Below are 26,998 nucleotides of genomic sequence, written 5' to 3' on the forward strand. Positions count from 1 at the left end.
TTAAAAACCTTAATATAGATCTATGAGTTATCTAAAATTCGAAAAGGCCCTGATGACCAACCTACAGGAGTCATTGCCGAAGGAGTTGCTTAGAACCAACCGCTCGGGTGCTTATTCGTGCTCTACGATTGTTGACTGTAATACTCGAAAGTATCACGGTTTGCTGGTTATCCCTGTTCCAGAACTGGATGGCGACAATCATGTATTGCTGAGTTCTCTCGATCCTACAGTCATTCAGCATGGCGCTGAATTCAATCTCGGATTGCACAAGTATCAAGGCAACAACTTTAGCCCGATGGGCCATAAATACATTCGTGAGTTTGATTGCGATAAGGTGCCAACAACGCTTTACCGTGTAGGTGGTGTCATCTTAAAGAAAGAGGTCGTTTTTCAGCATTATGAAGATCGCATCTTGATCAGATACACCATGGTGGATTGTCATTCAGCTACCACCTTGCGTTTCCGTCCATTCTTGGCATTCAGAAGCGTGCGTCAGTTTACCCATGAGAATGGAACAGCATCCCGTGAGTATTCAGCAGTGGATAATGGTATCAAGACTTGTATGTATGCAGGTTATCCAGACCTTTATATGCAGTTCTCCAAGAATAACGAGTTTGTTTTTGCCCCAGACTGGTATCGTGGTGTGGAGTATCCTAAGGAGCAGGAGCGTGGCTATGCTTCCAATGAGGACCTTTATGTACCTGGTTATTTTGAGATGCCAATCAAGAAAGGTGAGAGCATTGTCTTTGCTGCATCTACATCTGAAATCAAGACCGGTACATTGAAGAAACTTTTTGATAAGGAAGTGGCAGAAAGAGCCCCTCGTGACAATTTCTTCCATTGTCTTGTCAATGCTGCCCATCAGTTCCACCGTCGTGAGAAAAATGATGACCGATACATTCTGGCTGGTTATCCTTGGTTCAAGTGCCGTGCGCGAGATACATTTATTTCTTTGCCGGGTCTTACCCTCTCTATAGAGGAAAATGACTACTTTGAACTGGTGATGAAGACTGCCATGAAGGGATATCAGGAATTCATGGAAGGAAAGGATATCACGGTGAATATTACCGAATTGGAACAGCCGGATGTTCCTCTCTGGGCAATCTGGGCTCTTCAGCAGTATGCTAAGGAAACCAGCAAGGAGGAATGTCTGAAGAAATATGGTAAGTTCATCAAGAGTGTCATGCTCTTTATCGAAGGCAATCACCATCCTAATCTGGAATTGCATCCTAACGGACTCCTTTACGCTGATGGAAAGAATAAGGCTGTGACATGGATGAACTCTACTGCCAACGGAAAACCTGTAGCTCCAAGAAGTGGCTATATTGTGGAATTCAATGCGTTGTGGTACAATGCATTGTGCTTCTGTGCTGCTCTCTGCGAACTGGAAGGCAAGCAAGAGAGACAACAGCATCTTCTGGAATTGGCAGAGAAGACCAAGCAGTCTTTCCTCGATACTTTCCTCAATGAGTATGGTTATCTCTATGACTATGTAGATGGTAACATGATCGATTGGAGTGTTCGACCTAATATGATTTTCCCAGTCGCTTTCGACTATTCTCCTCTTTCTCAAGACCAGAAGAAGAAAGTGCTCGATATCTGTACACGTGAACTCCTGACCCCTAAGGGATTGCGCTCTCTTTCTCCTAAGAGTGGCGGTTATAATCCTGTCTATGTAGGTCCTCAGAGCCAGCGAGATTATGCATATCATCAGGGTACTGCATGGCCTTGGCTCGGCGGTTTCTATATGGAGGCAAGTTTGAAACTCTACAGAAGAACCCGATTGAGTTTCATCGAGCGCCAGATGGTGGGATATGAAGATGAAATGTCTTATCATTGTCTCGGTACCATCAGCGAACTCTTTGATGGTAACCCTCCATTTGCTGGACGTGGTGCCATTTCCTTTGCCATGAATGTGGCAGAGATTCTGCGTGCACTCGAATTACTCGATAAGTATCAATATTAATAAGGAGGACTGCTATATGAAAGTATTAATGTTTGGATGGGAGTATCCTCCTCATGTATTTGGTGGTTTGGCTACTGCTAACTTTGGTATTTCTCAGGGCTTGCATGCCCAGGGTGACATTGAAACCATACTCTGTCTTCCTCATCCTTTCGGTGATGAGGACCGCAGTGCTTGTAAGATTGTGGCCATGAATAGTGTGCCTATCGCCTGGCGTGATGTCAATCATGATTACGTACAGCAGCGAGTAGGCAATATTATGAATCCGGATGACTATTTCCGTTATCGCGATCATATCTATGCCGACTTCAACTATATGAATGTCAACGACCTCGGATGTATGGATTTTGCAGGTGGTTATCCATCCAATCTCCACGACGAGATCAACAACTATAGCATCATTGCCGGTGTGGTAGCTCGAAGTGAGGAATTTGATATTATCCATGCTCACGACTGGCTGACTTTCCCTGCTGGTATTCATGCCAAGAGGGTGAGTGGTAAACCATTGTGCATTCACGTGCATGCTACCGATTTCGACCGTAGCCGTGGTAAGGTAAACCCTACCGTTTATTCCATCGAGAAGGATGGTATGGACAATGCTGACTGTATCATGTGTGTATCTGAGTTGACCCGACAGACGGTCATCAATCAGTATCACCAGGATCCACGCAAGTGCTTTGCTATGCACAATGCGGTATATCCATTGAAGCAGGAGTGGCAGGATATTCCTCGTCCTGATCATCAGGGCAAGGAGAAGGTGGTTACATTCTTGGGTCGTCTCACCATGCAAAAGGGACCTGAATATTTCGTTGAGGCTGCCAATATGGTGCTTCATCGTACCCGTAATGTGCGTTTCTGCATGGCTGGTTCAGGAGATATGATGGATCAGATGATTTATCTTGCAGCAGAGCGAGGTATTGCCGATCGTTTCCATTTCCCTGGTTTCATGCGTGGCAAGCAGGTGTATGAGTGCCTGAAGGATTCCGATGTCTATGTCATGCCTTCTGTGAGTGAACCTTTCGGTATCTCTCCTTTGGAGGCCATGCAGTGTGGTACACCTACCATCATTTCCAAGCAGAGTGGTTGCGGTGAGATTCTTACCAACTGCATCAAGGTAGATTACTGGGATATTCATGCCCTTGCAGATGCCATCTACAGTATCTGTCATAATGAGAGTCTTTTCGACTATCTTTCTGTGGAGGGCAAGAAGGAAGTTGACCAGATTACCTGGGAAAAGGTGGGTGCCCGCATCAGGGACTTATACCTTAAAACCTTAGGATGGAAGTAGGTTAAGTGAAGAGTGAAGAACGAAGAGCGAAGAACTCTTTGTCTTTGCTTGTCATAAAGTTAAACGTTCAAATATCAAGTTTCAAATTATGAAGACAATTTGTTTATATTTCGAGATACATCAGATTACCCATCTGAAACGCTACCGCTTCTTCGACATCGGTACTGATCATTATTACTATGATGATTACGAGAATGAGCGTTCTATCAGCGAGATAGCTGAGAAGTCATATATGCCAGCGCTCAATGCCCTGTTGGAGATGATCCATCAGAGTGACAAGTATTTCAAGGTAGCCTTTTCACTCTCAGGAGTCGGCATGGAACAGTTGGAAATGCATGCTCCTCAGGTATTGGAAAAATTGCAGGAACTGAATGCTACCGGTTGTGTAGAGTTCCTCGCAGAGCCATATTCTCATGGTCTTGCCTCTCTCGTCAATGAGGATAGCTTTGCCAAGGAGGTTAAGCGTCAGGCTTCCAAGATCAAGGAATATTTCGGTAAGGAGCCAACTGTGCTTCGCAATTCATCACTCATTTACAGCGATGATATTGGTTTGCAGGCTTCTCAGATGGGCTTCGAAGGTATGTTGACCGAAGGTGCCAAGCATGTATTGGGCTGGAAGTCTCCACACTATGTTTATCATTGTCCGATAGCTCCAAATCTGAAGCTTTTGCTCCGTGATATCCGTTTGAGCGATGATATCTCTTTGCGTTTCAATAATAGTAGTTGGGATGGTTATCCACTTTTTGCTGATACCTATATCAATGAGATAGCAGCTTTGCCACAGGAAGAGCAGATTATCAATATCTTCATGGAACTGTCAGCCCTTGGTATTGCCCAGCCATTGTCCAGTAATATTCTCGAGTTCTTCAAGGCATTGCCGGAATGTGCACGCCAGAAGGGCATTACCTTCTCTACACCTTCAGAGATCTGCAAGAAGATGAAGTCAGTGGGCGAGTTGAATGTACCTGATACATTGAGTTGGGTGGATGAGGAGCGTGATGTCAGCACATGGCTCGGAAATCCGATGCAGCGTGAGGCTTTCAACAAACTCTATAGTGTAGCCGACCGTGTACGTATTGCCAATGATCCTCGTATCAATCAGGACTGGGATTACTTGCAGGCAAGCAATAACTTCCGTTTCATGACTACCAAGCCAAGTAATGTGGGTCTTGACCGTGGTATCTATTCAAGTCCATTTGATGCTTTCACAAATTACATGAACATTCTGGGCGACTTCCTCAACCTAGTAAACTCTCTCCATCCAGAGATGGACAATGAGCAGCTCGATAATTACATGACCAGTGTAACCAATATGGAGGAGGAGATAGAGATGAAGGATAAGGAAATCACCCGTCTCCAGGCTAAGTTGGACAAGATAGAAAAGGAAGTAGAGAAACTGCGTGAAGCACAGAAACCTGCCAAGACTGCTACAAAGAAGACTGCTACAAAGAAGGCACCTGCCAAGACAGCAGCAAAACCTGCTGCCAAGAAAACTACTGATAAGTAGGAATGAGATTCTTCAGGAAATCCCTGAAGAAAAAAATATAAAACAAGAGTGTATCTTCTGACTTTTTTAGAAGATACACTTTTTTTGAATATAAACGTATAAAAAGCGCTTCATCTGATGGAAGATGGGCGCTTTTTTATACACTTGTTCGTAAACGTTTACGTTATTTTGTGTATGTAATTGCATTGACCTTTTGAGAATTTTTCATACCTTTGCAGCATAACAAACCTACATAATAACTAAGGAGCCGCTTCATAATAACGGAACCAAGTCGTGATGAATAAGGTGAGTTTGTATGAAAACTGAATAAAAGCAAAATTAAGTTCAGCTTAAAAACTTGAAATAATAATAACCTAAAACAGAAGTTTATGTATCAACAACTGAAACGTGTCAGTATGGCACTGGCTTTAGGCTCTGTTTGTTTTGGTGCTTTTGCACAACAGAAAACAATCAAGGGTACAGTGAAGGATTCTAATGGCGAACCAATGATTGGCGTTAGTGTTGTTCCTGAAGGAATGGCAGGCTTAGGCTCTGTCACCGATTTGGATGGTAACTTTTCTATTAACGGAGTTAATCCATCTACAGTTCTCAAATTTACCTATATCGGTTACAAGGAAAAGAAGGTAAAGGTAGGTGCACAGAACTCAGTCGATATCGTGATGGAGGAAGACAACAATTCTCTGGATGAATTGGTTGTCATCGGCTATGGCGTAGTGAAGAAACGCGATTTGACAGGTTCTGTCGCTTCCATCAAGTCTGACGATCTTAAGAATGTAGCTTCATCCAATGCGATGCAGGCGATGCAGGCTAAGATTCCTGGCATGGACTTGCAGCAGTCAAGTGGTGAGTCAGGTTCTGGTGTAAGCATCAATCTCCGTGGTGCCCGTTCTATGTTGGCATCCAATAATCCGTTGATTCTTGTGGATGGAGTGGCTTATGGTTCTACGCTCGACCTTAATCCATCAGATATTGAGTCTATGGAGGTATTGAAGGATGCTTCTTCTACTGCTATCTATGGTACCCGTGGTGCCAATGGTGTTATCATCATTACTACTAAGCGTGGTAAGGCCGGTAAGACTTCAGTAGGATTCAATTTCTACAATTCTTTCAACAGTGCTACCAATGCAGCAAATTCTATGTACGGTGCAAAGGAAGTACAGCGCCTGATAGACAAGAGTGCTTATTCGACTTGGTATAAAGGTGCTGACAAGACTTTGGAGGCTTACAATACCGTGCTCGGCAGCATCACTCCTGAAAGTGTACTGACCAATAAACTGGATGATGGTACATCTACATTCGATATTTATAATGATGGTTCCTATACTGATTGGGGCGATTTGCTCTTGAAAAACAGTACCTCTCAGAACTATGAAGTAAATGTAGCTGGTGGTAGTGAAAAGACCAATTTCAATATTTCCTTGGGTGCTATGTACGACCGTGGTTTGATGAAGAACGATCAGATGAGCCGCTACAATGGTAAGGTGAATATCGACCATCGCATCAATAAGGTTGTGAAGGTAGGATCCAGCTTACTCTTTACTTACAAAAACTGGAATCGTCGTAATTCCGGTGTTTACAACCAGGCTTTGAAGATGACCTCCATTACTCATCCATATTTGACAGATGGAAGCATCAATGCAACTCCAAACCCTTGGTATGCAGCTCACTGTTCTCCATTGCTGGATGATGTGGATGGTGCTTATCAGAATAATACAGAGTCAACCCGTTTCTTCGGCAATGCTTATGTGGAGGTTGCTCCTCTGAAGGGTCTGAACTTGCGCTCTATGTTTGCTGTAGATAGAAGCGACTCACGCAATGGCTTGTATCAGGACTATCAGAGTCAGCAGAGATACCAGTCTCCTTCTACCAGCTATATTCGTCAGATTAGAAATAACTCTACTGCGATTACATGGGATAATACCATCAATTACAATACTACGATAGCAGAGAAGCATGATTTGACAGCATTGCTTGGTCATGAGTTGACCCAGACAGTGACAGAAAGTTCTACCGTAGGCGGTGATGCAGGTGCTACTCATTATTATGAGAGCGGTTACAATGATCTGTCTAAGATCCTTTCTCCTGTGACAACTTCTACCTACGTCAAGACTTCCATGTTGTCATTCTTTGGTCGTTTGAACTATTCTTATGCCAGCAAGTATCTGTTGACCGCTTCACTTCGTGCTGATGGTTCATCTACTTTGGCAAAGGGTCACAAGTGGGGTTACTTCCCATCTGTAGCAGGTGGTTGGAGAATGATCGAGGAGAGTTGGTTGAAAGACCAGAAAGTTTTGAGCAACTTGAAACTTCGTGCTTCTTGGGGTATTTCCGGTAATGCAGCTATTGACGCTTATTCTACATTGACATCACTGAGTGCCAATACCTATTATTACTATTTAGGCAACACAGATGTATCTGGTAAGATTCCAAGCCAGTTGGGTAATCCTAACCTGACATGGGAGAAGACCTCATCATTCAACCTTGGTCTCGACTTCGGTTTCCTCGATGGCCGTATCAGCGGTAGCATTGATTACTATTGGAACCATACCTACGATTTGTTGTTCTATAAGACAGCACCTGCATCATCATTCCCTACCGTTATCGACAATATCGGTAAGACAAAGGGACAGGGTCTTGAGATCTCTTTGATGACAGATATCGTTCGTACCAAGAACTTCGACTGGACAGCCAACTGGTCTTACTCTCATTTCAAGGATGAGATTACTGAGTTGACAGGTGGTGTTGATAAGTATGTATCTGGTACCAAGGGCTTGTTCGTAGGCAATCGTGTAAACGCATTCTATGATTACAAGGTACTCGGTGAGTGGGGTATTGGTGAGTTCGACCAGTATGTAGAAGACTTTAAGGCTGCACATGAAGGCAAGAAGCCAGGTTGCACAGGTACCAAGGGCTATGGTACACCAGGTTCTCCAAAGATTTTGGATAAGGATGGTGATGGCAATATCACCTCTGACGACCGTGTACTCTACAACCAGGATCCTAACCATGTATTCGGTATGACCAATACATTCACCTATAAGGACTTCTCACTCTCAGTACAGTTGATGGCTCGTTTGGGCGGTTATATTTCATACGCAATGAATGAGCAGTTGAACTTTGAGTCTGCTAACTGGGGTGATGCTATCGATTATTGGACACCAACCAATACAGATGCAAAATTCCCTAACCCAGGTTTGGATACTAATTCCAGCAAGATCTGGTCAACTTACAAGTCTGCGTTCACATACGAAAAGGCTGATTACTTCAAGATTAAGGATATCACCCTTTCTTATAATGTGCCAGCTAAGTGGTTGCATACTATCGGTATGAATAAGGCTCGAGTATATTGCTCAATGAAGAACTTCATGACATGGAGTAAGATTGACAACTACGACCCAGAGCGTGGTGGTAGCATCTCATTCCCTATGCAGAAGCAGGTTGTAATCGGTCTTAATGTAGAATTCTAAAAACATCGAATCAATTATGAAAACAAAGATATTATTCATGGCAGCGGCATCTTCTATGATGTTGGGACTTACCTCTTGTTCTGATTTTCTGGAAGAAGAGAATAAAGTGGGTGAAACTGCCGGTTTGGCATATAAAACTCCTGCTGGTCTGGAAGGTCTTGTAGCAAACTGCTACACCTTTGCCCGTGGCTGGTATGGTAAGGAAGCAGGTTTAGGTTTAAGTGAAATGGGTACCGACCTCTTCTATTATGGTTATGATAACAAGCAGAAGAGCCTTTGCTCTTACAATTTCAATGCAGCAGCATTGGAAAACAATGTGGCAGATAACCCTTGTCTTGATAACTATTGGGAACTTTTCTATAGTGCTACAGATGTCTGCAACAATGCCATCAAGTATGTGAATGATGCAAACTTCTTGGGTGAGGATCTGAAGAACCGTTATCTGGGTGAGGCTCTTTTCCTGAGAGCTTTCTATTATTTCCACATGGTTAACACCTGGGGAGCTATCCCATATAATTCAGAACCAGTAACAGCTCAGAATTTCAATCCTACCAGAATGCCAGAGAATGAAGTGTTCGGTAAGGTATTGGACGATTTGGATGAATCTATCGCTAAGTTTGAGGCTGCAGGTTACAAGACCAAGGCTGATGGACGTGCCAACTATTGGGCAGCTAAGGCTTTGAGATCAAGAGTATTGCTTTATGCAGCATCCTGGTTGGGTGGTCAGTTAGGTCAGACCGTCAAGGGTGGCAATTATGATGGTAAAGACAAGAATGCTCTCTATACAGCTGCTCAGGCAGATGCAGAGGCTGTTATTGGTGCAAGCGATTATGCAAGTCTTGACAATAACTACAAGCATGTATGGACGATGGCTAATGAGAGCTATAATACCAATCAGGAGGCGCTCTTCGGTGTAACCTATTCTCAGGACATCAAGACCAATGCCAACTGCATTCCTTACCGTTATCGTTTGGAAGGTGGTAGCCCAATGCAGTACAATAGTTTGATTACCCGTACGGGTTATACTCGTGGTGGTAATGCCATGTTGTTGATGTTTGTTTCTATGTGGAACAATGGCGCTAACGACTTGGGTGGCAATGGTCAGAAAGACACACAGGTGTTCTGGCGTATAGCTGCTGGCAAGACAACCATCAAGAGTAAATCAACTGGTAAGAATGTAGAATGTGGCGCAGCTTATTCTCCATACGGACGTGGATTCACCCGCTACTTGCCTTCATTGCACTTGTGGAACCTGTTGGAGAAGCATAAGACAACCGATCAGCGTTCAGAAGCAACTTTGCTTGATCACTATGATATAGCTTCACCTGATTTGGCTAAGAATTCAAAGAATTATCCAGAGTTGCAGGATACCGCTATTTACTATTGTCCAATGGATGGTGATTCTCCAGAGGGACAGGCTATGCAGGCTTGGGCAAAGAACAGATACCGTATCCAGTTTATGGCAGGTGGTGACATCCCTGTTTACACATCTATGGATGAGGCTACAGCCAAGCCAACAGAAGCAGCCGTGCCAACCTCAAAGGTTTATGGTGATAATCGTTACAACCTGTATAAGATTGCTGGTTGGTGCTCATTCCCTGGCATCAAGAAGTTCTTGGATGATGTTTATGATCCAAACTACCCAACTCATGACATCTCCAGCCGTGATGCCATCGTGATGCGTATCCCAGAGATGTATCTCATCAAGGCAGAATGTCAGTTGGCTCTCGGTGATGGTGGTGCAGCCATGGCAACTATCAACCAGCTCCGTCAGGCGCGTGCTATCGAGGGTAAGGATAATACCTTGAGTGGTAATGCAACTATCGATACCATCCTTGAGGAGCGTGCAGTAGAGTTCTGCGGTGAGCAGATGCGCTGGTTTGATTTGAAGCGTACAGGTAAGCTTTACGAGTACGTACAGAAGTATAATGCACAGGCAGCTGACAACCTGAAGGCTGATGTCAGCAAGCATTATCTCTATCGTCCAATCCCACAGAATGAGATTGACGCTGTTCAGAACTTCACCACAGAGGTGAATAGTACGACAGGTTTCTGGCAGAACCCAGGATACTAATAGATATTTTTGGTTAGAAACACACTAGTTTTGGGCGAGCATCATCGAGGGATGGTGCTCGCTTTCTTTATTCTTAGATTCTTTGCCATTTATCTTAGGATAGTTTGGCAAGTATCTTAGGATACTTTTTTGTGTTTTACTCAAACAAAATCCCCCAACCAAAATTGATTGGCTGGGGGACTTTGTTTGAGTGATATAGTGTTTTATATTACTTTGCAATGTACTTTCTGTTGTTGTGGATATAAATACCCTTGTTGAGAGCCTGCAAATCGCTTGTAGAAGCGTTCTTGATTACCAGGCGACCGCTGAGGTCATAAACATTGTTGTCCGCCTTGTTTTTATTATCTAATGTGATACCAGCTATAGAGTTGGTTACTTCAGTATAAAGAGTAAATGCCAAAATGCATTGTTTTACTTTCGGTGTGAAGGTCAATGTGTGCTCTACAGGAGAATCAAACTCTACAGTATATTTCTTCACGCTCTTGTCCTTTGGGAAGGCATAGGTTGTTGCATCATAGCTTGTACCATTAATCTCGCCGATATAGGCATCAGCAGTATCATAGTTGTTGCGACCCTCAATATCCATCTTGGTTATCTTTACTCCATCAGGAATAATGATGGTGTATTGGTTTGCACTGTACTTGATGTAGTTTGTACCAGACCCAATATCATATGTCTTTCCTTTTTCATTGCTGATGGCGAAACCATTGCTGAAAGAACCTGCTGTTTTATCAGTTAGGGTCTTTGAGTTCAAAGTGAAAGGCCCTTTTGTATCTGTTATGGTAGAACCTGTAGTTGTAGCACCGCACTGATCATCCCATGTAGAATCAAACTTCTTGATCCAGATAGAACCGCTGCTGACGGTAATCTTAGAGTTGTTCTTGAATACGAGATTATCTACGAAGCGGATATCGATACCCTTCTTTGCTGAAATCTGCACATTGTCGAGTGTCACGTTCTTGATGTGGCTCTCTGGGCGACCAACAAAGAAGATAGCGTTGCCATCGCAAACATCTGTAGTCTTTACATTCTGCAGATAAATACCATTATAGGTTGGGGTAGTGCCATCTACAGCTCTTGCGTTTGCCTTATCTACAGCAGGATCGCTATTGTAGTTCTTGTCGTAGAAGCAGTCGATAGAGAGTGGGTTCTTTACCTTGGTCATGGTGAAGTTAGTAAACTTCCAGTCTTCCTCACAACCGCCACGGAGAGTTACCTTGTTGGTTGTTTTGTCTACATCTTGACCTGTCTTCATGCGGATGCCCGCAGTAGTACCGTTCATGGTGATGTTATCGAACCATACATGCTTGATGTTGTTGGTGAAGCTGCCGATAGAAGCACCATGTCCAGTTCCGAAGTAGCAGTTCCATACATGGATATATTGTGCATCGTTGTCGCAAACGATATTGTCATCGCCGTTGCTGATGTTGCAGTTGTAGATATTGACGTATGGACCCCAGATGGAGATTCCATCGGTGTTATGCGATGCCTTTCCCCTGCCAGCTTCAGATGATGGTTCACTGATGGTTACATCATGGATGGTAGCATGGCTAGCCTTACCGCTGTTGCTGATGGTGATGTTTACACCTGGAGTATTCTGAATCTTGAAGTTGCGGAGCAGGAAACGCTTGCCCTGCTCGAAGCGGATCATTGCACCAGGATTGAAGGTTTCGCCATTCTCTCTTGCGAGCCACCAGCGTGCACCCTGACCGTCGATGACTGAAGTTTCACCTTCACCCTCGATAACAATGTCGGTAACGTTCTTACCCTTGTTCTTTCCGCCGATGAAGACAGTCTTATTGTTAGGAGCCTTGTCGTATTCCACGAGCTTCAAGGTGGCTCCAGCGCAAAGGTGGAGTACAGTCTTAGACTTGATGCTGAGCACCTCTGTCTTGCTGGTCATCTGGTCTGTGCTACCAAACATCCAGATACCCGCAGGTATTACGACCATACCGCCGCCAGTTGAAGGAACTGCATCCAGGGCTTTCTGAATAGCCTTGGTGTTATCTGCAGCCGATGTAGATGCACCATAGTTTATGATGTTAAACGTATTTGCCGATGTGATGGCTGGCAACTGTGGTAATGTTACTGCTGTCCATCCCTCAGGAGTATTCTGGGCATTTTGCTCAGAAGTAATACCTGTAAAAGTCTGGGACTTGGCAATGCCTGGCAGAGCCAAGAGTGCTGAAAGCACGATAGTTTTGATGATTGATTTTCTCATTGTAATTTAGGCTAAATTTATATTTGTGGCAAAATTACAACTATTCTTTATATTATAAGGTATAATCATCTCAAAATAATACGAAAACGATTGCGTGATTGTACATAAAAAGTGCAATGCTCTCATCGGGCATTGCACTTTTTATGTATTTATGAATTTATCTTTTTGATTTCCTCTATAGATAATCCTGTAGATTGGGAAATGATGTCCATTGGCGTATTTAAAGCAAGAAGTTTGAGGGCGATTTCTTTGGTCTTTTCTTTTTCTCCTTCTGCTCTTCCTTCTGCTCTTCTTTCAGCTCTTCCTTCAATTCTTCCTTCTGTTAGTCCATCTTGATAACCCTCGTCATGGCTGGTATCAAAGAGACTCTTCATGTGTCTAACCGCTTCTAAATGACGGAAATAGGCTTGCTTGTCTTTTTGAGAGAGTGAATCTACACGCAGGCGTTCGCGTGCTTCTGGTAATCCTGCAGCAGTGGCTTTTGAACTGATAGAACCTGTTTTTAGAAATTCAATCCATTCATCAAGTGGAGTAGTTGCTACCTTGTCAAAATCATTGACACGTAGTATGTAGTATTCTGGGAATAAGTCTCCCGGCCCCTTCCTTAGTTCTAAATCTTTATCCTTGATGCCAAAGAATTTCTCATTCTGTCGGATGGAGAGCTTAAGAGTATCATGTGGTTCGTGCTCACCGATGAACTCGGTTTTGCCATGGTAAACATAATCTTTGCCTTGTCCCAGTTTAAAATACACAATATAGATAGAATATACCTTGCTGACAGCTTCGTATGGTTTGACAAAACCAATATACTCTGTTATTGCCTTAGATGCACCATAGCGTATACGGTGGTAATAGGTTACTTCACGGCTATTTTGTACTTCAATGATGCATAATTGCCCATCTTCGCTTTCTGCCAGAATATCGGCTCGGTTATATTTATCGTATTCGTCTTCTTGGTTGCTTTCGCTTTCCAGAAAGCGGTGAATCTTAAATTTCTTCCCAAGCAATGAAGATAGAAATCCTTCAAGCACAACATAGTTAGCTTTGTTGCGCAGCAGACGTTTCATCGCCCAGTCGAATCTTATATAGTTTTCTCCGTTCATTGTCATTTCTTATTTGCTTAATACTTCCCTGCAATAGTTCGTTAATAATTCAATAATGTGCTAAGCAGCTATACGCTGTAAGCACGAGAGATCTTTGAAAATCTTGCTAATTAAAGTTCGGTTCGGGGTGTACCCGCTTGCTTTAAAAATTCGTTTCACCAGATAAATGTTGGTCATCAGTGACTTGAATGAAGACATAGAATATTCCATTCCCATCTCCTTCATAGTTACCTTGGCAACATTTAGTGATGTGAACGAAGCATTGAAAGCAAAATCGAGTTTCCACTTATCGCGAGCCTGGCAGTCCATAAGACCAGTATAGCCTTTGGCGTCACGAAAGCAAAATTCGATCTGGAACCTGGTTCTATAATAAAGAAGTACTTCTTCACCCGAAAGTGAGGTGTCTGTAGAGAAGAATAGTTTCTTCTTGCCATTCGGCATCTGCCAGATGACAAGTCTAACTTTACACCTGAGTGCCTTGGAATAGGCTATCAAAGTATAAGCTGTTCCTTCTATATCTTTCATCTCCATCTTCTCCATTCGAGTGAGGTCAAGATTCTTCATATCAATCTTGCCATCCTTGGTCTTGGGGCGACCACGTTTTCCAGTACGTGGACCAGCATAGACATAAAAGAGACAAGCATTGTCACGAAAGCGGCTTATCAAAGAGAACCCTTCTTTCTTTATCCCATTAACAAATGTACTTGTAGAGAAGTAAGCATCTGCAACTATGAGGGTTGAGAGTTTAAGAAGTTCCTTGCGGTAACGCTTAATGACGCTGATATAGAAATCTACCATAGTCTTGTTTCTAAGACTCAGTTCTTTATTACTTAGCGACTGGTGTGCTTTTAACATCATGCAGTCTTTGGCATCAATATCAATGAGGCCAATACCCATGATTTCGAGACCATGTTTAACAGACTGAGCACATCCTGACCAAAAACGACCGATATGTGGTGTTTTCTTGCCAGCTTTACTGATGTAGCTGGGATCAATGGCAATAGCCCATCTTCCCTGTTTACCCAAGAAGCGCTTGGCAAGTGAGACATTAAGTTTGAGCCAATCAATGCACTTCGACTTTTTCAAGCCGAATGCGTTGCGATAGGTTTGCTCAACATGCAAGCCATACCTCCCCATTTGGGTGAAATTTATCTTTCTTGGTATTACCATGAACAAAATTATCACCTCGATGAGTATTTTCTCGAAACTTTTTGTTATCTTTGCAGCTGAATCTTCAACTGCATCTTTAAAGATATCCATATATTGGTCAAGTCCTGTATTCATGTAATATTGTATTTGTCGTGATCTACAAAGTTACTGAAAATCAGCGACTTGACCAACTTTTTACAGTTAAGTTTTCATAAGCACTTCTTAATATAAGTTATTGATTTACAGACGATTAAATATTAATTTAACGCAGTATTGTCCCTGCAAAGATACGCTTTTTATTCTAAACTTCCAAGAAAATCAAAAAAAAGTGCAACGCTCAAATTTGAGCATTGCACTTTTAAATATTTAAGAGATGAATTTTAATCCTCTACTGCATACCAGCGTGGGTCACCAGCTCTTTCCTTCAAAGTTCCGGCCTTGATGGTAAAGTCGCCATTGGCTGGGTCCTTGAACAACTGGGTAGAGCTGAATTCTGTATCATTCACACCCTTAATCACCTTGAAGAAGTCTGTTGTTCTGAAGCTGTTGGCTACAGTAGCTGGAGTCTTGCTTCTGATGTTCTTGTTGGTAGCTTCATCTGCACTCTTACCGAAGATACAATTCTCAATTGTGAATGTGTTTGGACCGAATGTATCAACGTTGAAGTCTACGAAGTATTGTCCGTTACCATTACAGTTGTAGAATGTACTGTTCTTGATGGTGATGTCCTGCATATCTGTCTTCTTGCTGAAGATGAAGACCTTACCAGTTACACAGATGCTGTTGAATGTACAACCGTCAATCTCTACGTTGTCAAGATGGCCAGCTCCGCTTCCAGCATCAACGTGGATGAAACCATAACCTGCGCAGAGGTTTGTGAAGATACTGTTCTTCAAAGTCAGCTTGCCGATAGACTTGGCATCACTTCCCTGAATACGGAAGAATGATGTCTTGAGATTGCTAACCTCGCAATCCTCCAAAGAGAACTCGCTTACAGTACAAGCCTTGCTCTGGTTGATGAAGTAGCCGGCACCATTCTCTTCCAACTTCACGTTCTGGAACTTGATGTAAGCATGAGAACCTGCTATATCAAAGTTCTTGTCGAGGGTGATGGTTGGAGTCTCGCCACCAGCCAAACCGAAGAATGTAACAGACATTCCGTCTGGGATGGTTACGTTGGTCTTGCCACCGTCAGAATCATTTGTGCCGTAGAGAGCTACCTTAGCACCAGCAGGAATACAGATGGTTGCGCTATAGTTGGTCTCGTTTCCTGCTTCTGCCTTTGCCTGTTCAGCAATCTCGTCGATGAGAGTCTGAGAGATGATTGTTACATCGCTAGGAAGTGTATACTTGATGCTGGCTGCTGGAGGAGCTGCTGGAGTTGTAACCTGCAACTGACCGCGCTTTACATCATTCTTATAGATAGTGATGGTATAAGTGCTTGTTGGCTGCAAGTTGGTAAGGGTATATTTACCAGCTGCCTTTTGCTCATCTGTCAAATTGATGGTCTGGATGTTCTCTGCATCGTTAGCTTTGACGTAAGTGATGTGAGTAACTTCAGCACCTGGAGTCCAGCTCAAGTTCACATGATCCTCGAAGAGGTCGGTTGACTCAACGTTGTTGAAGATTTGCTCTGCCTTCGTCTTGAAAGAGGAACCATCCTTATAGTAAACCCACTTAGACTCGTTGGTAGTAGAAGACATAGCCTTTACACGCATGAAGTACTTGCTGTCTCCATCGAGACCTGAGAGAACTACAGGAGAAGAAGTCAAGGTCTTATCTTCACCGTATTTGATGATGTTGGCATTCTCGACACCCTCATAAAGAGAGTCCTTGCTTACCTCGAATACATAGTATTCAGGTTCTGCAACTGCTTTTGATGTGAAGGCAGAGAATGTAACAGTAGCTGATGTTTCGGCAGTTTCAACGGTGATTTTGTCACCGTTGAGACCGAACAATCTTGACAGGCTGCCATCTACGTCCCAGTCATTGCCATCGGTACAAGAAGTAGCCGACAGAGCCAATGCCATCATAGACGCTGTGCCCAATATGTTTTTAATGCTCTTCATTTTCTTGTCTTTTTTTATTAAAGATGAATTAGTCTGCATAACCATAAGAGTTGTGGATCTTGCCGTTGGTTGCAGAGATGGTTGTTGAAGCGATTGGCATGAGGTAGCGGTTCTTCACTGCTACGTCTTCGCCAACCAGACCGCTGCTGATAGATGGCAGGTTTACGTCAACCTGTGTATCGTTACCTGTATCCAGCTTAGCTGCACCGAATGAATCGATGCTGTCATCGTAGTCAGCAGATGTCTTTCCGTCAGGAATACCATACCATGTTACGCTAGAGAAGTCAATCTTAGTCTTGTTCTTATCCAGGTAGTTGAAGTAGATAGTCTTCTGGTAAGTACCGTCTGCAAGCTCAGCCAGGTAAGTCTGCTTGAACTCAATGATCTTCTCTGCGAGGAGGTTCCAACGGATCAGGTCGTACTTGCGGATACCTTCACCGGCAAACTCCCACATGTTCTCCTGAACGAGAGCATTGAAGAATGCGTCCTTGTCTGAAGCGATGTTGTTGACGTAAGCCTTGGCATCGTTCTTGTCATCCTTGTTGAAGGCACGTGTGTGAACTGCTTCCAGAGCCTGGCGGGCTGTCATACCGTTTGCAGAACCTTCATAGTTGGCATCTGGATTGCCAGCCAACTCGTTCATGCACTCAGCATAGTAGAGCAATACCTGAGCATAGCGCATCTTCACAGGGTTGATACCTGTGGTATGCTTAGCTGTAGCCTTCAGGTTGTTCTGCAACCAGGTGTTGTTCATCTTGCGGGCATCCCACTTTCCTACATACATACCGAAAGGAGCATTCTTAATCATGCTCTCTATGGTGTTGCTGCCATCCTGCTTGATTTCGAAGTTAGCGCAAGTGATGTCACGGCGTGTATCCTTCTTGTCGTAAGAATAGAGCAGAGGAGCTGTAACCTTCATCTTACCAGATGAGTTGCCATAGCCATATTCTGTTGTGACACCATTCAGACGAACTCCCACTGTGTAACCCAGCTCACCTGTAACGTTCTCACCGAAAGGAATCTCGAAGAGGTTCTCGTGGTAAGTCTTGTCGAGAGAGAGCTGGTTGATCAGGTACCACTCGTTCTCGAAAGATGGGTTGAGGTTATGAGTATTGTCATTGATGATAGCTGACCAATGCTTCAGGGCACGCTCGTAGAGAGCCTTGCGGTCTGCTGCACCTGGGCGCTGTGTTGGATAGGTAGCATCGCTGTAAGATGCAGTCTCATATCCATCCTTTGATTTCTCACGAATTGCGTAGCCGGCACGAGTCATGGCAATCTGTGCCAGGAGGGCGTGAGCATAACCCTTGGTTGTGCGCTCTGTGGTATAGCCTGATACCTGGTCTGCCCATGGCAGGTATTCGATAGCCTCATCCAGGTCGTTCATCAGGGAATCCATGATCACGTCGCGGTCGGTCTTCTCCAGGTAAGCGTTGCTCAAGTCAGACTTTGATGCTTCTCTCTTGAAAGGAATATCACCAAAGATACGAACCAGGTCAAAGTAAACCATGGCACGGATGGTAAGCGCTTCGCCGAGGCTGCGCTCCATAGACTTCTGGTTAGCACCGCCGGCTGTGAGTGTAGCGCTGCTGCGGATACCCTCGATAATCTGGTTGGCATCCTCGATGATACCATACTCAGCATCCCATACACCGCTGATCTTGCTCCATCCCGGGTCCATGTTATAGTTCATGTTTCCACGCTCATTTGAGGTATTGGTTGCGTTGCTTCCAAGACCATCAACTAATTCGCAGTCGCTGTTCAGGTTCCATACGATAGACAAGTCCTGTGCGTAGGTACGGTCCTGTCCCATGCCACCATAGAGCTTATTGACGCGAAGATTGGTATAATAAGGTGAGGCGTAGGTATTCTCTGCAGTCATCTCTGATGGAGAAGTCTGATCCAGGAAGTCGGAGCATGAAGACAATCCTAATACGCCTACCAATGCAAATGCATATAATATCTTGTTCATTGTTATTATCTTATAAAGTTAGAATGTAACGTTAATACCACCTACGAAGGTGCGGCTCTTTGGATAAGCTGCATAGTCGATACCTGGGGTCATTGGGTTCTTCTTAGAACTTGTATCCACCTCAGGATCGTAGCCTGTGTAGTTGGTGAAGCAAAGCAGGTTGTAACCTGTGAAGTAGATGCGTACGTTCTGCAAGTAGCACTTGTTTACCCACTTCTTTGGCAAGGTGTAACCCACTGTTACGTTCTGCAGACGCAGGAATGATGCATCCTCTACAGCATAGCTGATGAGCTGCATGTTTGATACGCCTGCTGGATTGTAGATATTAGCGTTGGCGTTAATCTCATTCAAGCGGTTCATTACATTCTCTACACCACCATACTCTGCAATGAGGCTAGCTGATGGGCGACCGATGTTGTTACCGTTGGCTGGGTCAATCCAGGTATAGCGGTTGCCTACGCTGAAGTCATCTACCAGGTTGTAGTTCTTGGCTGAACCTGCATAGAATGCGTTGGCAAGCTTGGTACCGTTTACCAGCTTGTTGCCCAATGAGTAGTTGAAGAACAGGTTGAAGTCGAGGTTACCAACGTGACCGTCGAAACCGAAACCACCAGTTGTGGTTGGTACGGTGTTACCCAGACGCTGCTTCACTGCATCACCATTCTCGTCAACTTCTACCTTGGCTACGCCTGGATAGAGGTTACCGCCGAAGAGCTTGTAGCTGTTGTCCTTTACGCCTTCAGCCAGTGCCCAGGTGCCGTTTTCTTTCAATACCAAATCACCCTTGCCTGTTGCTGCATCATATACGGTGTAGAAACCATTGCTCTTGTAACCCCAAAGCTCACCGAGGCGACCCCCTTGCTCTACGCGGAAGTCTTCATATTTGGAGATGGTAGAACCACTCCAGTTAGAGCTCTGCCATGGGTTCTCCATGTTCAACTCATCAATCTTATTCTTGTTGTAAGATACGTTGAAGTTGAAGTTCAAACCGAAGTTCTTCTTGTCTACGATTACTGCATTGAGTGCCAACTCAATACCCTTGTTAGAGGTCTTACCGAAGTTCTGGAACTGGTAAGAGTAACCTGTATTGGCAGGGATGATACTCTGCATCAAGAGATCCTTGGTTGTATTCCAGTAGAAGTCTAATGTACCGCTGATGCGACCATTGAAGAAACCGTAATCGATACCGAAGTTACGGGTCACTGTGGTTTCCCACTTCAGGTCTGGATTATAGAGATATTTACCATGCTCAAGCATAGAAGCTCTGTTCTCTTCGAAGAATGGAGCCTTTGATGTGTTGTCTGCCATAGAGTAGGTGGTAGTCAACAAACCAGAGTTGATACGGTTGTTACCTGCTGTACCGAAGCTCAGACGAGCCTTCAAGTTAGAAAGCCAGCTGGAAGCACCCTTCAGGAATTCCTCGTCAGACATACGCCAAGCCAAGGCTGCTGATGGGAAGATACCCCAACGGTTGTCCTTGCCGAACTTGCTGGAACCATCGGCACGAACGGTGATGGTAGCCAGATACTTGTCGTTGAGTGTATAGTTGATACGGCCGAAGTAAGAGAGAATGTTCTCCTCAGCCTTGATATTACCCTCGTTAGGAAGTGCTGTACCTGCTGCTGTGTTAGCCAATACCTCGTTCACGTTGAATGAAGTTGGGAAGGCTACTGAAGTGCTGGTACGGGTTACGTCCTGGCTACTGCTCCATTCCTGACCTACCAATACATTGATATGGTCACGACCATGGAAGAGCTTCTTATTGTCATAAGTTAATGTATTTGCGTTACGCCAGTTCTTGTTCTCCAAACGCACGAACTGTGCCTGTGGCTGACCGTTGTAACCATACTTAGAGTTGGTAGTTGCATTAGAACCCCAAACCTGGTCGGTATTGTTATACTTCCAGCCATAGCCGAACTCAGAACGGAATGTGATATTTTTGAATGGCTTCCAGTTTAAGCCAACGTTGTAGTTTTGCTGGAAACGCTCCTGATACTTATAGGTATCGGTGATACGCTCTGTTGGGTTACGGCGTGTAGATGTGCTGTTCTCCTCATCATCGTCTGATGTGCCAGAGAGAGGCTCTACCGGGTTCCATCTTACGGTGTTGGCAACAACTGAGTTTGCTGCACTCGACTCGTTGGTATCTGCACCACCATTCAAGCCATCCAGCTTGGTGAATGCCATACGGCCATTGAAGTCGAGAGACAACCACTTGTTCAGGTTGGCATTGATCTTGGCGTTTACATTGTTCTTGGCGTAGCCAGAACCCTGCATGATGCTCTTCTCGTCGTTGTGAGAGAAACCGATGTTGTACTTGATGTCCTTGGTACCACCGCTTACGTTCACGTTATACTGTTTCTGGTTACCTGTACGGCCGAATACCTCATCCTGATAGTCACGTCCTTCAATAGACTTCCAGATGTCGAGATCGTTGTAGTTACCATAGTCAGTGCTACCCAACTCATACTGATAGTATGCATAGTCGTATGGAGACATAGTCTTCACCAACTTAGAAACCTTCTTGTAGCCGAGAGAAGCATTGAAGTTTACCTGAGTCTTACCCTCAGAACCGCTCTTGGTTGTAACGATGATAACACCATTAGCACCACGGGCACCATAGATGGCTGTAGAAGAAGCATCCTTCAAAACGTCGATGCTCTGAATTTCGCTAGGAGCGATGTCGCTGATAGAGCTTACAGGGAAACCATCTACGATGTAGAGAGGAGAGTTGTCCTGTGAAAGAGAACCACCACCACGCACGCGAATCTTCACGTCAGCATCTGGTGAACCCTCGGTGGTGGTGATGTTCACACCCGCCATCTTACCGGTCATCGCCTCGCTCACGTTAGATACAGGAATGTTGGCAATCTGCTTATCGCTGATAGAAGAAACAGAACCTGTAAGGTCCTTCTTTCTAACAGTACCATAACCGATAACGACTACGTCATTCAAGCTGTTTGCTTCGTCTTCAAGTTTTACAGTAATGTTAGTTTTACCTGCAACGTTCACTTCCTTAGATTTCATACCGATGTAAGTAATCTTCAGTTTGTTACCTTTGCCTTTCAAGTTTACGGTGAAATTACCATCAATGTCGGTCACGCCACCATTACCTGCTACACCTACCTCCATGACAGATGCGCCGATAATAGGCTCGCCCGTATTGTCAGTAACAACGCCCTTAACGGTCTGCGCTGAGATGCTCGTTACACAGAACATCAATGCACCTGCTAACGCAATTTTCTTTTTGTTTGAATTACCAGACATACATTTATTTTGGTTAGATTAGTGAAATATTGTATAATTCTGTGCAAATATACGAATATTAGTTTATCTGACAATACATTTTAATATAAAAAATAACGTAAACGTTTTCAAAGTTCTTTCACAAAATAGCTTCTGTGTAGTGTATTCGTTAACACAAAAGTCCCCAACAAGAATCCATCGAACTTCTTCCGATGTCCTCTTGTTGGGGATTAACTATGATTTTAGTTGCTTCAATGCAACATCTTCCAATTTAGCTTACTTGATGATAATCTTGCTTGTCTTCTTGCTACCGTCAGACATGGTCTTTACGACGATGTTGATGCCTTTCTGCAACTTGCTTACCTGTACACCGTCGGCAGAGTAGATCTTGGTACTCAAAACATCGGCAGAAGTTGTGATGTTCTCAATACCTGTACTGGTAGTAGCTTCTGTAGCTTCGCCAAGACCACCCATCTCGTTGGCTGCACGAACACTCCATGTAGCAGAAGCATCGTCAACGTTGTAGGTAGGCTCAACGGTGAAGTCAACCACCTTGCCGTTCTTGCATACAGCCCAAAGCAGAGCGTAGTTGCTGTTGTCCCATGTCAGGTTGTTACCAGCAATCTTCACATTAGTTGGAGCTGAAGCCTGTTCTGTGGCAGCTGTTGGATCCCAGTCATCATCACCGCCCATAACGGTTTCGATAGTGTAGGATGCGGCTTCTTCTGCTGTAAGGACAGGACTTTCTGCTGTCTCGTTGCGACGGTTGGTATAGTTATTTCCATCCTTTGCATCGTAAGCATCATAAACCTGCTTTCTTCCGCTCAAATCTACTACAGTGCCTGTAGCTGTGGTAGAGTTGTATTCAGCAAATCGCTTAGGATAACCACCGCTCATCTCGTTCCAACCTGCTGCTGTAGGAATCACTTCCATCTTGGTGTCGATGAAGAGAGCGATAGGAGTGCCCTTGCCCCAAGGACGACCGAGTTTGTACTTGCCGTTGATACCTGCGGTTGATCCGTCCTTGATGGTACAATCTTTGAAGATATAACCATACTTGGTAGGCTGTGAAGGTACGGCGAGATAGCCTGTGCCACACATCAAGAGATCTACATTATTATAATATACGTCACCCTTACCGCAGAGATAGTCGGTGTTACCACGCAGGATACCGCCCTCGAAGTAGAAGCGACCCTTCTGGTTGTTGGATACGTAGGTGTCCTGATAAGCCCAGAGGTTGACGTTCTTACAGATAGTCTTGTTACTCTTATCGTTGAGTACGATGTCACGACCCTTGCCGTCGCCCATGCTGCTATACATCTTGATGTCCTGGAAGTAAGTGTTTGTTGCACCGCTTTCCAAACTCAATACATCACCACGTCCAATTCCTTCCAATACGTTGGCGATATTGTAGCCATTGCTGCTTTCTACTGCTGGTACGGTATTGGTAATTGAAGTAGTCTCATTGCTTTCACCGATGATAGATACATTAGGTGTATTCATATAGGTGGTAGCACTTGGATACTGCTTGCCATCAGTACCAGTCACCATGCTGTTCGGGTTGGCAGGAATCTTATAGTCGCCCTGCTTGATGAAGATGCGGAAACGCTTGCTGGTATCAGCACGCTTGGCTGCTGCTGCGAGAGCTTCAGTGAATGTTCCGTCTGTTGGTACGATGAAATCATACAGAGCCTTGGTCACTGCAGGCTTCTCCTTGGTGGTGAAGCTGAAGGTAATGTCGCTCTGGATAGCATTGTCTGTCAAGTCGGCTACAGAACCAGCTGCGAGAGCGAAGGTATATTCTGTAGCGTAGCTCAAACCCTTGTAGGCAAATGTGATGGTCTTGCCAGATACAGTGCCTGTCAAATTCTGGCCATTGAGGGTCGCCTTGGCGCTTTCAGTCAGTTTTACTTTCTCATCGAAGGTCAATACAATCTTACCATTGGCTGAAGCATTGGTTGCACCTGCTGCAGGTACCTGGCTCTTGAGTACAGGAGCTGTGCCGTCATCGAAGAGCTTGGCTGTTCCTGTGATATAGATCTGAGCGAGAGCGATACCGTCGTTGGTTCCTGTTGTTCCCTTGACAGATGAATTCTTGTCGGCAATCCAGCGAACAAATACTGCAGCCTGGTTGTTGGCATCGGCTGGGAGAGTGAACTCTTCTGTAGTCCATGCCTTGGCTCCTGGCATAGCGATGGTGCCAACCTTGGTCCATTTCTCGCCGTCAAGAGAGTACTCTACATTGTAGGTCTCGTAAGCATTATAGTTGTAGAGCATGCTGCTCTTTACCTTGATGTCAGTGAATGCAGTGGCGTTGAACTTGGTCTGCCAGTAGGTTTCACCTAAAGCCTTTGTTGAAGTCTTGGTCCAGTTGACAGCTGCATTCTTGCCTTCGTAACCACCAGCCGTGTTGCTCTTGTCGAGCCAGCCGTATGAGTTGCTTTCTGCATCACGGAGTACGAGCTGTACTGCGTCGTTGTCTGCTGCTGCAAAGTCTGCTGTGCGACCTTCCTTGCCTTCCTGATAGAAGTCCCATGCCACGATGTAGTCCTTAGCCGAGAATGTGGCAGTGAAAGCCTGGTCTGCATTCATGGTTGTCTTGATTTCTGCTGTTGTCTCACCATTGCTCCAGTTGTTGAAGTCGATGATGTCGTTTCCTGTTGCGGTAAGCGTTACCTCTGTACCTTCTTCATACATCTTCTTGCCATCTACCATCTCTGGGGCAGGAGAGAGAGTCACCATATAGTCCTTGGCGCCACCTTCTACGTTTACGTCGAGCGCATAGGTCTTTACCTTCTTGTAGTTGGCAGTGAGAGTCTGGTTTTCTGTTACAGTATATTTGAATTTGCTCTCAGTAGAAAGCTCTGTGCCATTCTTGTCAGTCCAGTTGACAAAATTATAACCGAATTTATCGGCTGCAGTCAGTGTTACCTCGTCGTTCTCCTGATATTCGTCAGACTTAGGATAGACGGTAACGTCTGCGATGCCTTCAGGATTGGTTACGACAGAGAGTTTGTATTTGTTTACTGCAACGAGTGTTCCGTTGACGGTTCCTTCGATCGTAACAGGACCGAAAACAGCCTGCTTGTTAGAAGCTACACCGATAGTAGATGTCAGATAGAAGCCATCTGTACCAGCCAAGGCTGCCTGCTGCTCTGCTGTCAGTGTGATTTCAAACTGATGGATAGCGGTGTTATCATATAGTTGTTTTGATGTAGCCTTGCCTTGGCGCCAAGCGGTATAGGTGCCCAGTGCTACTACTTCTCCGTTTGCCTTATGGGCACTGATAACGATTCCGTTTTCTACATCCGTACCACAGCGGTTTACATAACCGCTCACCTTGGTTGGGGTGAAAGTAAGTCCTGCAGCAGGACGAACAAACCAGTTGATTTCTGTTTCCTTCTTTCCTGAGTCATTACCAATTTTGAGACCTTTGATACCTGATGCGGTACCATCCGCCTTGGTAATTTCGAGAATTCCTTTCAAAGATAAGTTTGCTCCATAATCAAATGCAATGGTGCTGAAAGCATCAGTTGGAGAGGTTGTGTTGGCACTTGCATTACTGAGGTCGTTCATAGCAAATACGACGCTGGCAGCCTCATTGTTGAAAGTCTTGCCAGCAGGTTTGCTTGCAACGACAGGAAGAGTGATCTTCAAATAGCTATAGTATGAACCATCGCCAATGACGATGTTCACTGTTTCAGCACTTGATGCAATGGTCTGGCTAATCACTTTACCTGAAGTATATTCTGCCTGACCATCAATTGTTGTCGTTGTGATGTTGCCGTATGCAGCCATTTCGATGGTTGCACCTTTGCAAGAAGGTACGGTGATGATGCCGTTTGCATTCATCTGTGCCCATTCGTCTGTACGGCCTGCATTGTTGAACTTAGCTCCGCTTGGTGTTCCGTCAAGGTCAATCTTTACATCTATGGTTTCACCATCGACAGTAGCCTGGGTTACCAAAATGCCTTTCTTTCCTTGATAGTTGATATCCTGGGCACCATTCGTGTGACCAAAGTAATAGGTAAGGGTGGTTTCCTCTGTGCGGTCGGCAAGCGACTTGGTGTTGGCAGTGAATACTGGGGTCAGTGTAGCACTTGCGCTTGGGGCAGTGATGGTCTCTCCTGTTTTATAGGTGTTGGTGCCATCTGTCCAACCTGTCAGCGTGCTGCCAGCAACGTAAAGCGTGGTGTTCGTAGGAAGCGTATAGCTGCTTCCCACTTCTACCTTTGCGCTTGCAGGGAGTGTTCCTTCTGCAGTTGTCGTTCCTAAAGAGTAAGTGAGGGTAATGTCACTTGCCAAGTCTGCAGCGTTTACTGCCTCAACTGCCAAATAAGGAACATAGCCTCCACCTTCTATAGTCAGGGTAGTGGCTTCTGTGCCTTTGTAAACGCAAGAGGTTACATTGGCGGTTTTGTTACCATGCCAGCAATTTCCTGCTTCTTTTACATTAATTGTTCCGATGGTGGTTCCTTGTGCGTCTTTTACAGTGGCAGTACTACCATAGGTACAATTACCCATTGTGATTTTTACGGGACCTGTTACAGGGACTGTTGCCTTGAAGTTGGTCACTCCATGTTGATTGTCATGATACTTGCATGAAATCGCAACATTTGCATCCGTTGCATCTGCTGCAACACGAGTCGCGCTTCCGTCGGTAGCTATTGAGACTCCGAAAGACGTAGCCGACTGAGTTGACATTTCATCAGCAGTAAATAAACTGCCGCCTGCCAAGTCGAGCTTAATGTCTCGGAAATCACCAGCCTTTGTAACGACTGAAACGAGTAGGACTAAGCATAGTAGTCCGAATCTCAGTAGATTTCTTTTCATTGTTTGTTACTTTTAGGTTTAAATTTATAATGTTTTATATTTATTCTTGTATAGTTTTACTTGTTTGTTTCAAGTATGATGAATCCACTACGATTTGTTGCCTAAA

12 protein-coding genes are annotated in these 26,998 nt (G+C 44.6%); 5 read left to right on the plus strand and 7 right to left on the minus strand.

Features of this window, described 5'->3' with window-relative positions; genetic code table 11:
• Window positions 1-22: 22 nt before the first annotated feature.
• From KUA50_RS01590 to KUA50_RS01610, 5 genes are all read left to right on the plus strand, one after another.
• Window positions 23-1,966 (plus strand): glycogen debranching enzyme N-terminal domain-containing protein, encoded by a 1,944-nt coding sequence (locus tag KUA50_RS01590; protein WP_218456722.1) that lies wholly within the window; start codon window positions 23-25, stop codon window positions 1,964-1,966.
• Window positions 1,967-1,982: 16 nt separating this feature from the next.
• Window positions 1,983-3,251: a glycosyltransferase family 4 protein gene (locus KUA50_RS01595; protein ID WP_218456721.1), complete on the plus strand. Its 1,269-nt coding sequence runs from the start codon at window positions 1,983-1,985 to the stop codon at window positions 3,249-3,251.
• An 88-nt stretch (window positions 3,252-3,339) separates the two neighbouring features.
• Complete coding sequence (locus tag KUA50_RS01600) at window positions 3,340-4,758, plus strand: glycoside hydrolase family 57 protein (protein WP_218456720.1); 1,419 nt, start codon at window positions 3,340-3,342, stop codon at window positions 4,756-4,758.
• 368 nt (window positions 4,759-5,126) lie between these two features.
• Window positions 5,127-8,225: a SusC/RagA family TonB-linked outer membrane protein gene (locus tag KUA50_RS01605; protein WP_218456719.1), complete on the plus strand. Its 3,099-nt coding sequence runs from the start codon at window positions 5,127-5,129 to the stop codon at window positions 8,223-8,225.
• A gap of 16 nt (window positions 8,226-8,241) precedes the next feature.
• Window positions 8,242-10,299 carry a RagB/SusD family nutrient uptake outer membrane protein gene (locus KUA50_RS01610; RefSeq protein ID WP_218456718.1) on the plus strand — a complete coding sequence of 686 codons (2,058 nt, stop codon included), beginning with the start codon at window positions 8,242-8,244 and terminating at the stop codon, window positions 10,297-10,299.
• Window positions 10,300-10,507: 208 nt separating this feature from the next.
• Here KUA50_RS01610 and KUA50_RS01615 read toward each other — a convergent pair whose 3' ends face one another.
• From KUA50_RS01615 to KUA50_RS01645, 7 genes are all read right to left on the minus strand, one after another.
• Window positions 10,508-12,520 carry a glycoside hydrolase family 28 protein gene (locus KUA50_RS01615; protein WP_218456717.1) on the minus strand — a complete coding sequence of 671 codons (2,013 nt, stop codon included), beginning with the start codon at window positions 12,518-12,520 and terminating at the stop codon, window positions 10,508-10,510.
• Window positions 12,521-12,669: 149 nt separating this feature from the next.
• On the minus strand, window positions 12,670-13,629 hold the full coding sequence (locus tag KUA50_RS01620; RefSeq protein ID WP_022110694.1) for an Rpn family recombination-promoting nuclease/putative transposase: 960 nt from the start codon (window positions 13,627-13,629) through the stop codon (window positions 12,670-12,672).
• Between the two features lie 54 nt (window positions 13,630-13,683).
• Window positions 13,684-14,907, minus strand: coding sequence for a transposase (locus tag KUA50_RS01625; RefSeq protein ID WP_217752555.1), 1,224 nt, complete (start codon window positions 14,905-14,907; stop codon window positions 13,684-13,686).
• Window positions 14,908-15,152: 245 nt separating this feature from the next.
• The gene (locus KUA50_RS01630) at window positions 15,153-16,841 is read right to left on the minus strand and encodes a DUF5123 domain-containing protein (RefSeq protein ID WP_218457477.1); all 1,689 of its coding nucleotides are present in this window, start codon (window positions 16,839-16,841) and stop codon (window positions 15,153-15,155) included.
• 28 nt (window positions 16,842-16,869) lie between these two features.
• Window positions 16,870-18,813 (minus strand): RagB/SusD family nutrient uptake outer membrane protein, encoded by a 1,944-nt coding sequence (locus KUA50_RS01635; RefSeq protein WP_217763789.1) that lies wholly within the window; start codon window positions 18,811-18,813, stop codon window positions 16,870-16,872.
• A gap of 18 nt (window positions 18,814-18,831) precedes the next feature.
• Complete coding sequence (locus tag KUA50_RS01640; RefSeq protein ID WP_218457476.1) at window positions 18,832-22,080, minus strand: SusC/RagA family TonB-linked outer membrane protein; 3,249 nt, start codon at window positions 22,078-22,080, stop codon at window positions 18,832-18,834.
• 255 nt (window positions 22,081-22,335) lie between these two features.
• Window positions 22,336-26,892, minus strand: coding sequence for an InlB B-repeat-containing protein (locus KUA50_RS01645; protein ID WP_256624312.1), 4,557 nt, complete (start codon window positions 26,890-26,892; stop codon window positions 22,336-22,338).
• Between the last annotated feature and the right edge of the window lie 106 nt (window positions 26,893-26,998).

This window comes from Segatella hominis, from assembly GCF_019249725.2.
Taxonomy (GTDB): domain Bacteria; phylum Bacteroidota; class Bacteroidia; order Bacteroidales; family Bacteroidaceae; genus Prevotella.

What these genes read in the sequence shown, in the direction of transcription:
- KUA50_RS01645 (WP_256624312.1), bottom strand. Translation starts at nt 26,892, where the DNA reads ATGAAAAGAAATCTACTGAGATTCGGACTACTATGCTTAGTCCTACTC.
- KUA50_RS01610 (WP_218456718.1), top strand. Translation starts at nt 8,242, where the DNA reads ATGAAAACAAAGATATTATTCATGGCAGCGGCATCTTCTATGATGTTG.
- KUA50_RS01595 (WP_218456721.1), top strand. Translation starts at nt 1,983, where the DNA reads ATGAAAGTATTAATGTTTGGATGGGAGTATCCTCCTCATGTATTTGGT.
- KUA50_RS01605 (WP_218456719.1), top strand. Translation starts at nt 5,127, where the DNA reads ATGTATCAACAACTGAAACGTGTCAGTATGGCACTGGCTTTAGGCTCT.
- KUA50_RS01630 (WP_218457477.1), bottom strand. Translation starts at nt 16,841, where the DNA reads ATGAAGAGCATTAAAAACATATTGGGCACAGCGTCTATGATGGCATTG.
- KUA50_RS01625 (WP_217752555.1), bottom strand. Translation starts at nt 14,907, where the DNA reads ATGAATACAGGACTTGACCAATATATGGATATCTTTAAAGATGCAGTT.
- KUA50_RS01600 (WP_218456720.1), top strand. Translation starts at nt 3,340, where the DNA reads ATGAAGACAATTTGTTTATATTTCGAGATACATCAGATTACCCATCTG.
- KUA50_RS01620 (WP_022110694.1), bottom strand. Translation starts at nt 13,629, where the DNA reads ATGACAATGAACGGAGAAAACTATATAAGATTCGACTGGGCGATGAAA.
- KUA50_RS01590 (WP_218456722.1), top strand. Translation starts at nt 23, where the DNA reads ATGAGTTATCTAAAATTCGAAAAGGCCCTGATGACCAACCTACAGGAG.
- KUA50_RS01635 (WP_217763789.1), bottom strand. Translation starts at nt 18,813, where the DNA reads ATGAACAAGATATTATATGCATTTGCATTGGTAGGCGTATTAGGATTG.
- KUA50_RS01640 (WP_218457476.1), bottom strand. Translation starts at nt 22,080, where the DNA reads ATGTCTGGTAATTCAAACAAAAAGAAAATTGCGTTAGCAGGTGCATTG.
- KUA50_RS01615 (WP_218456717.1), bottom strand. Translation starts at nt 12,520, where the DNA reads ATGAGAAAATCAATCATCAAAACTATCGTGCTTTCAGCACTCTTGGCT.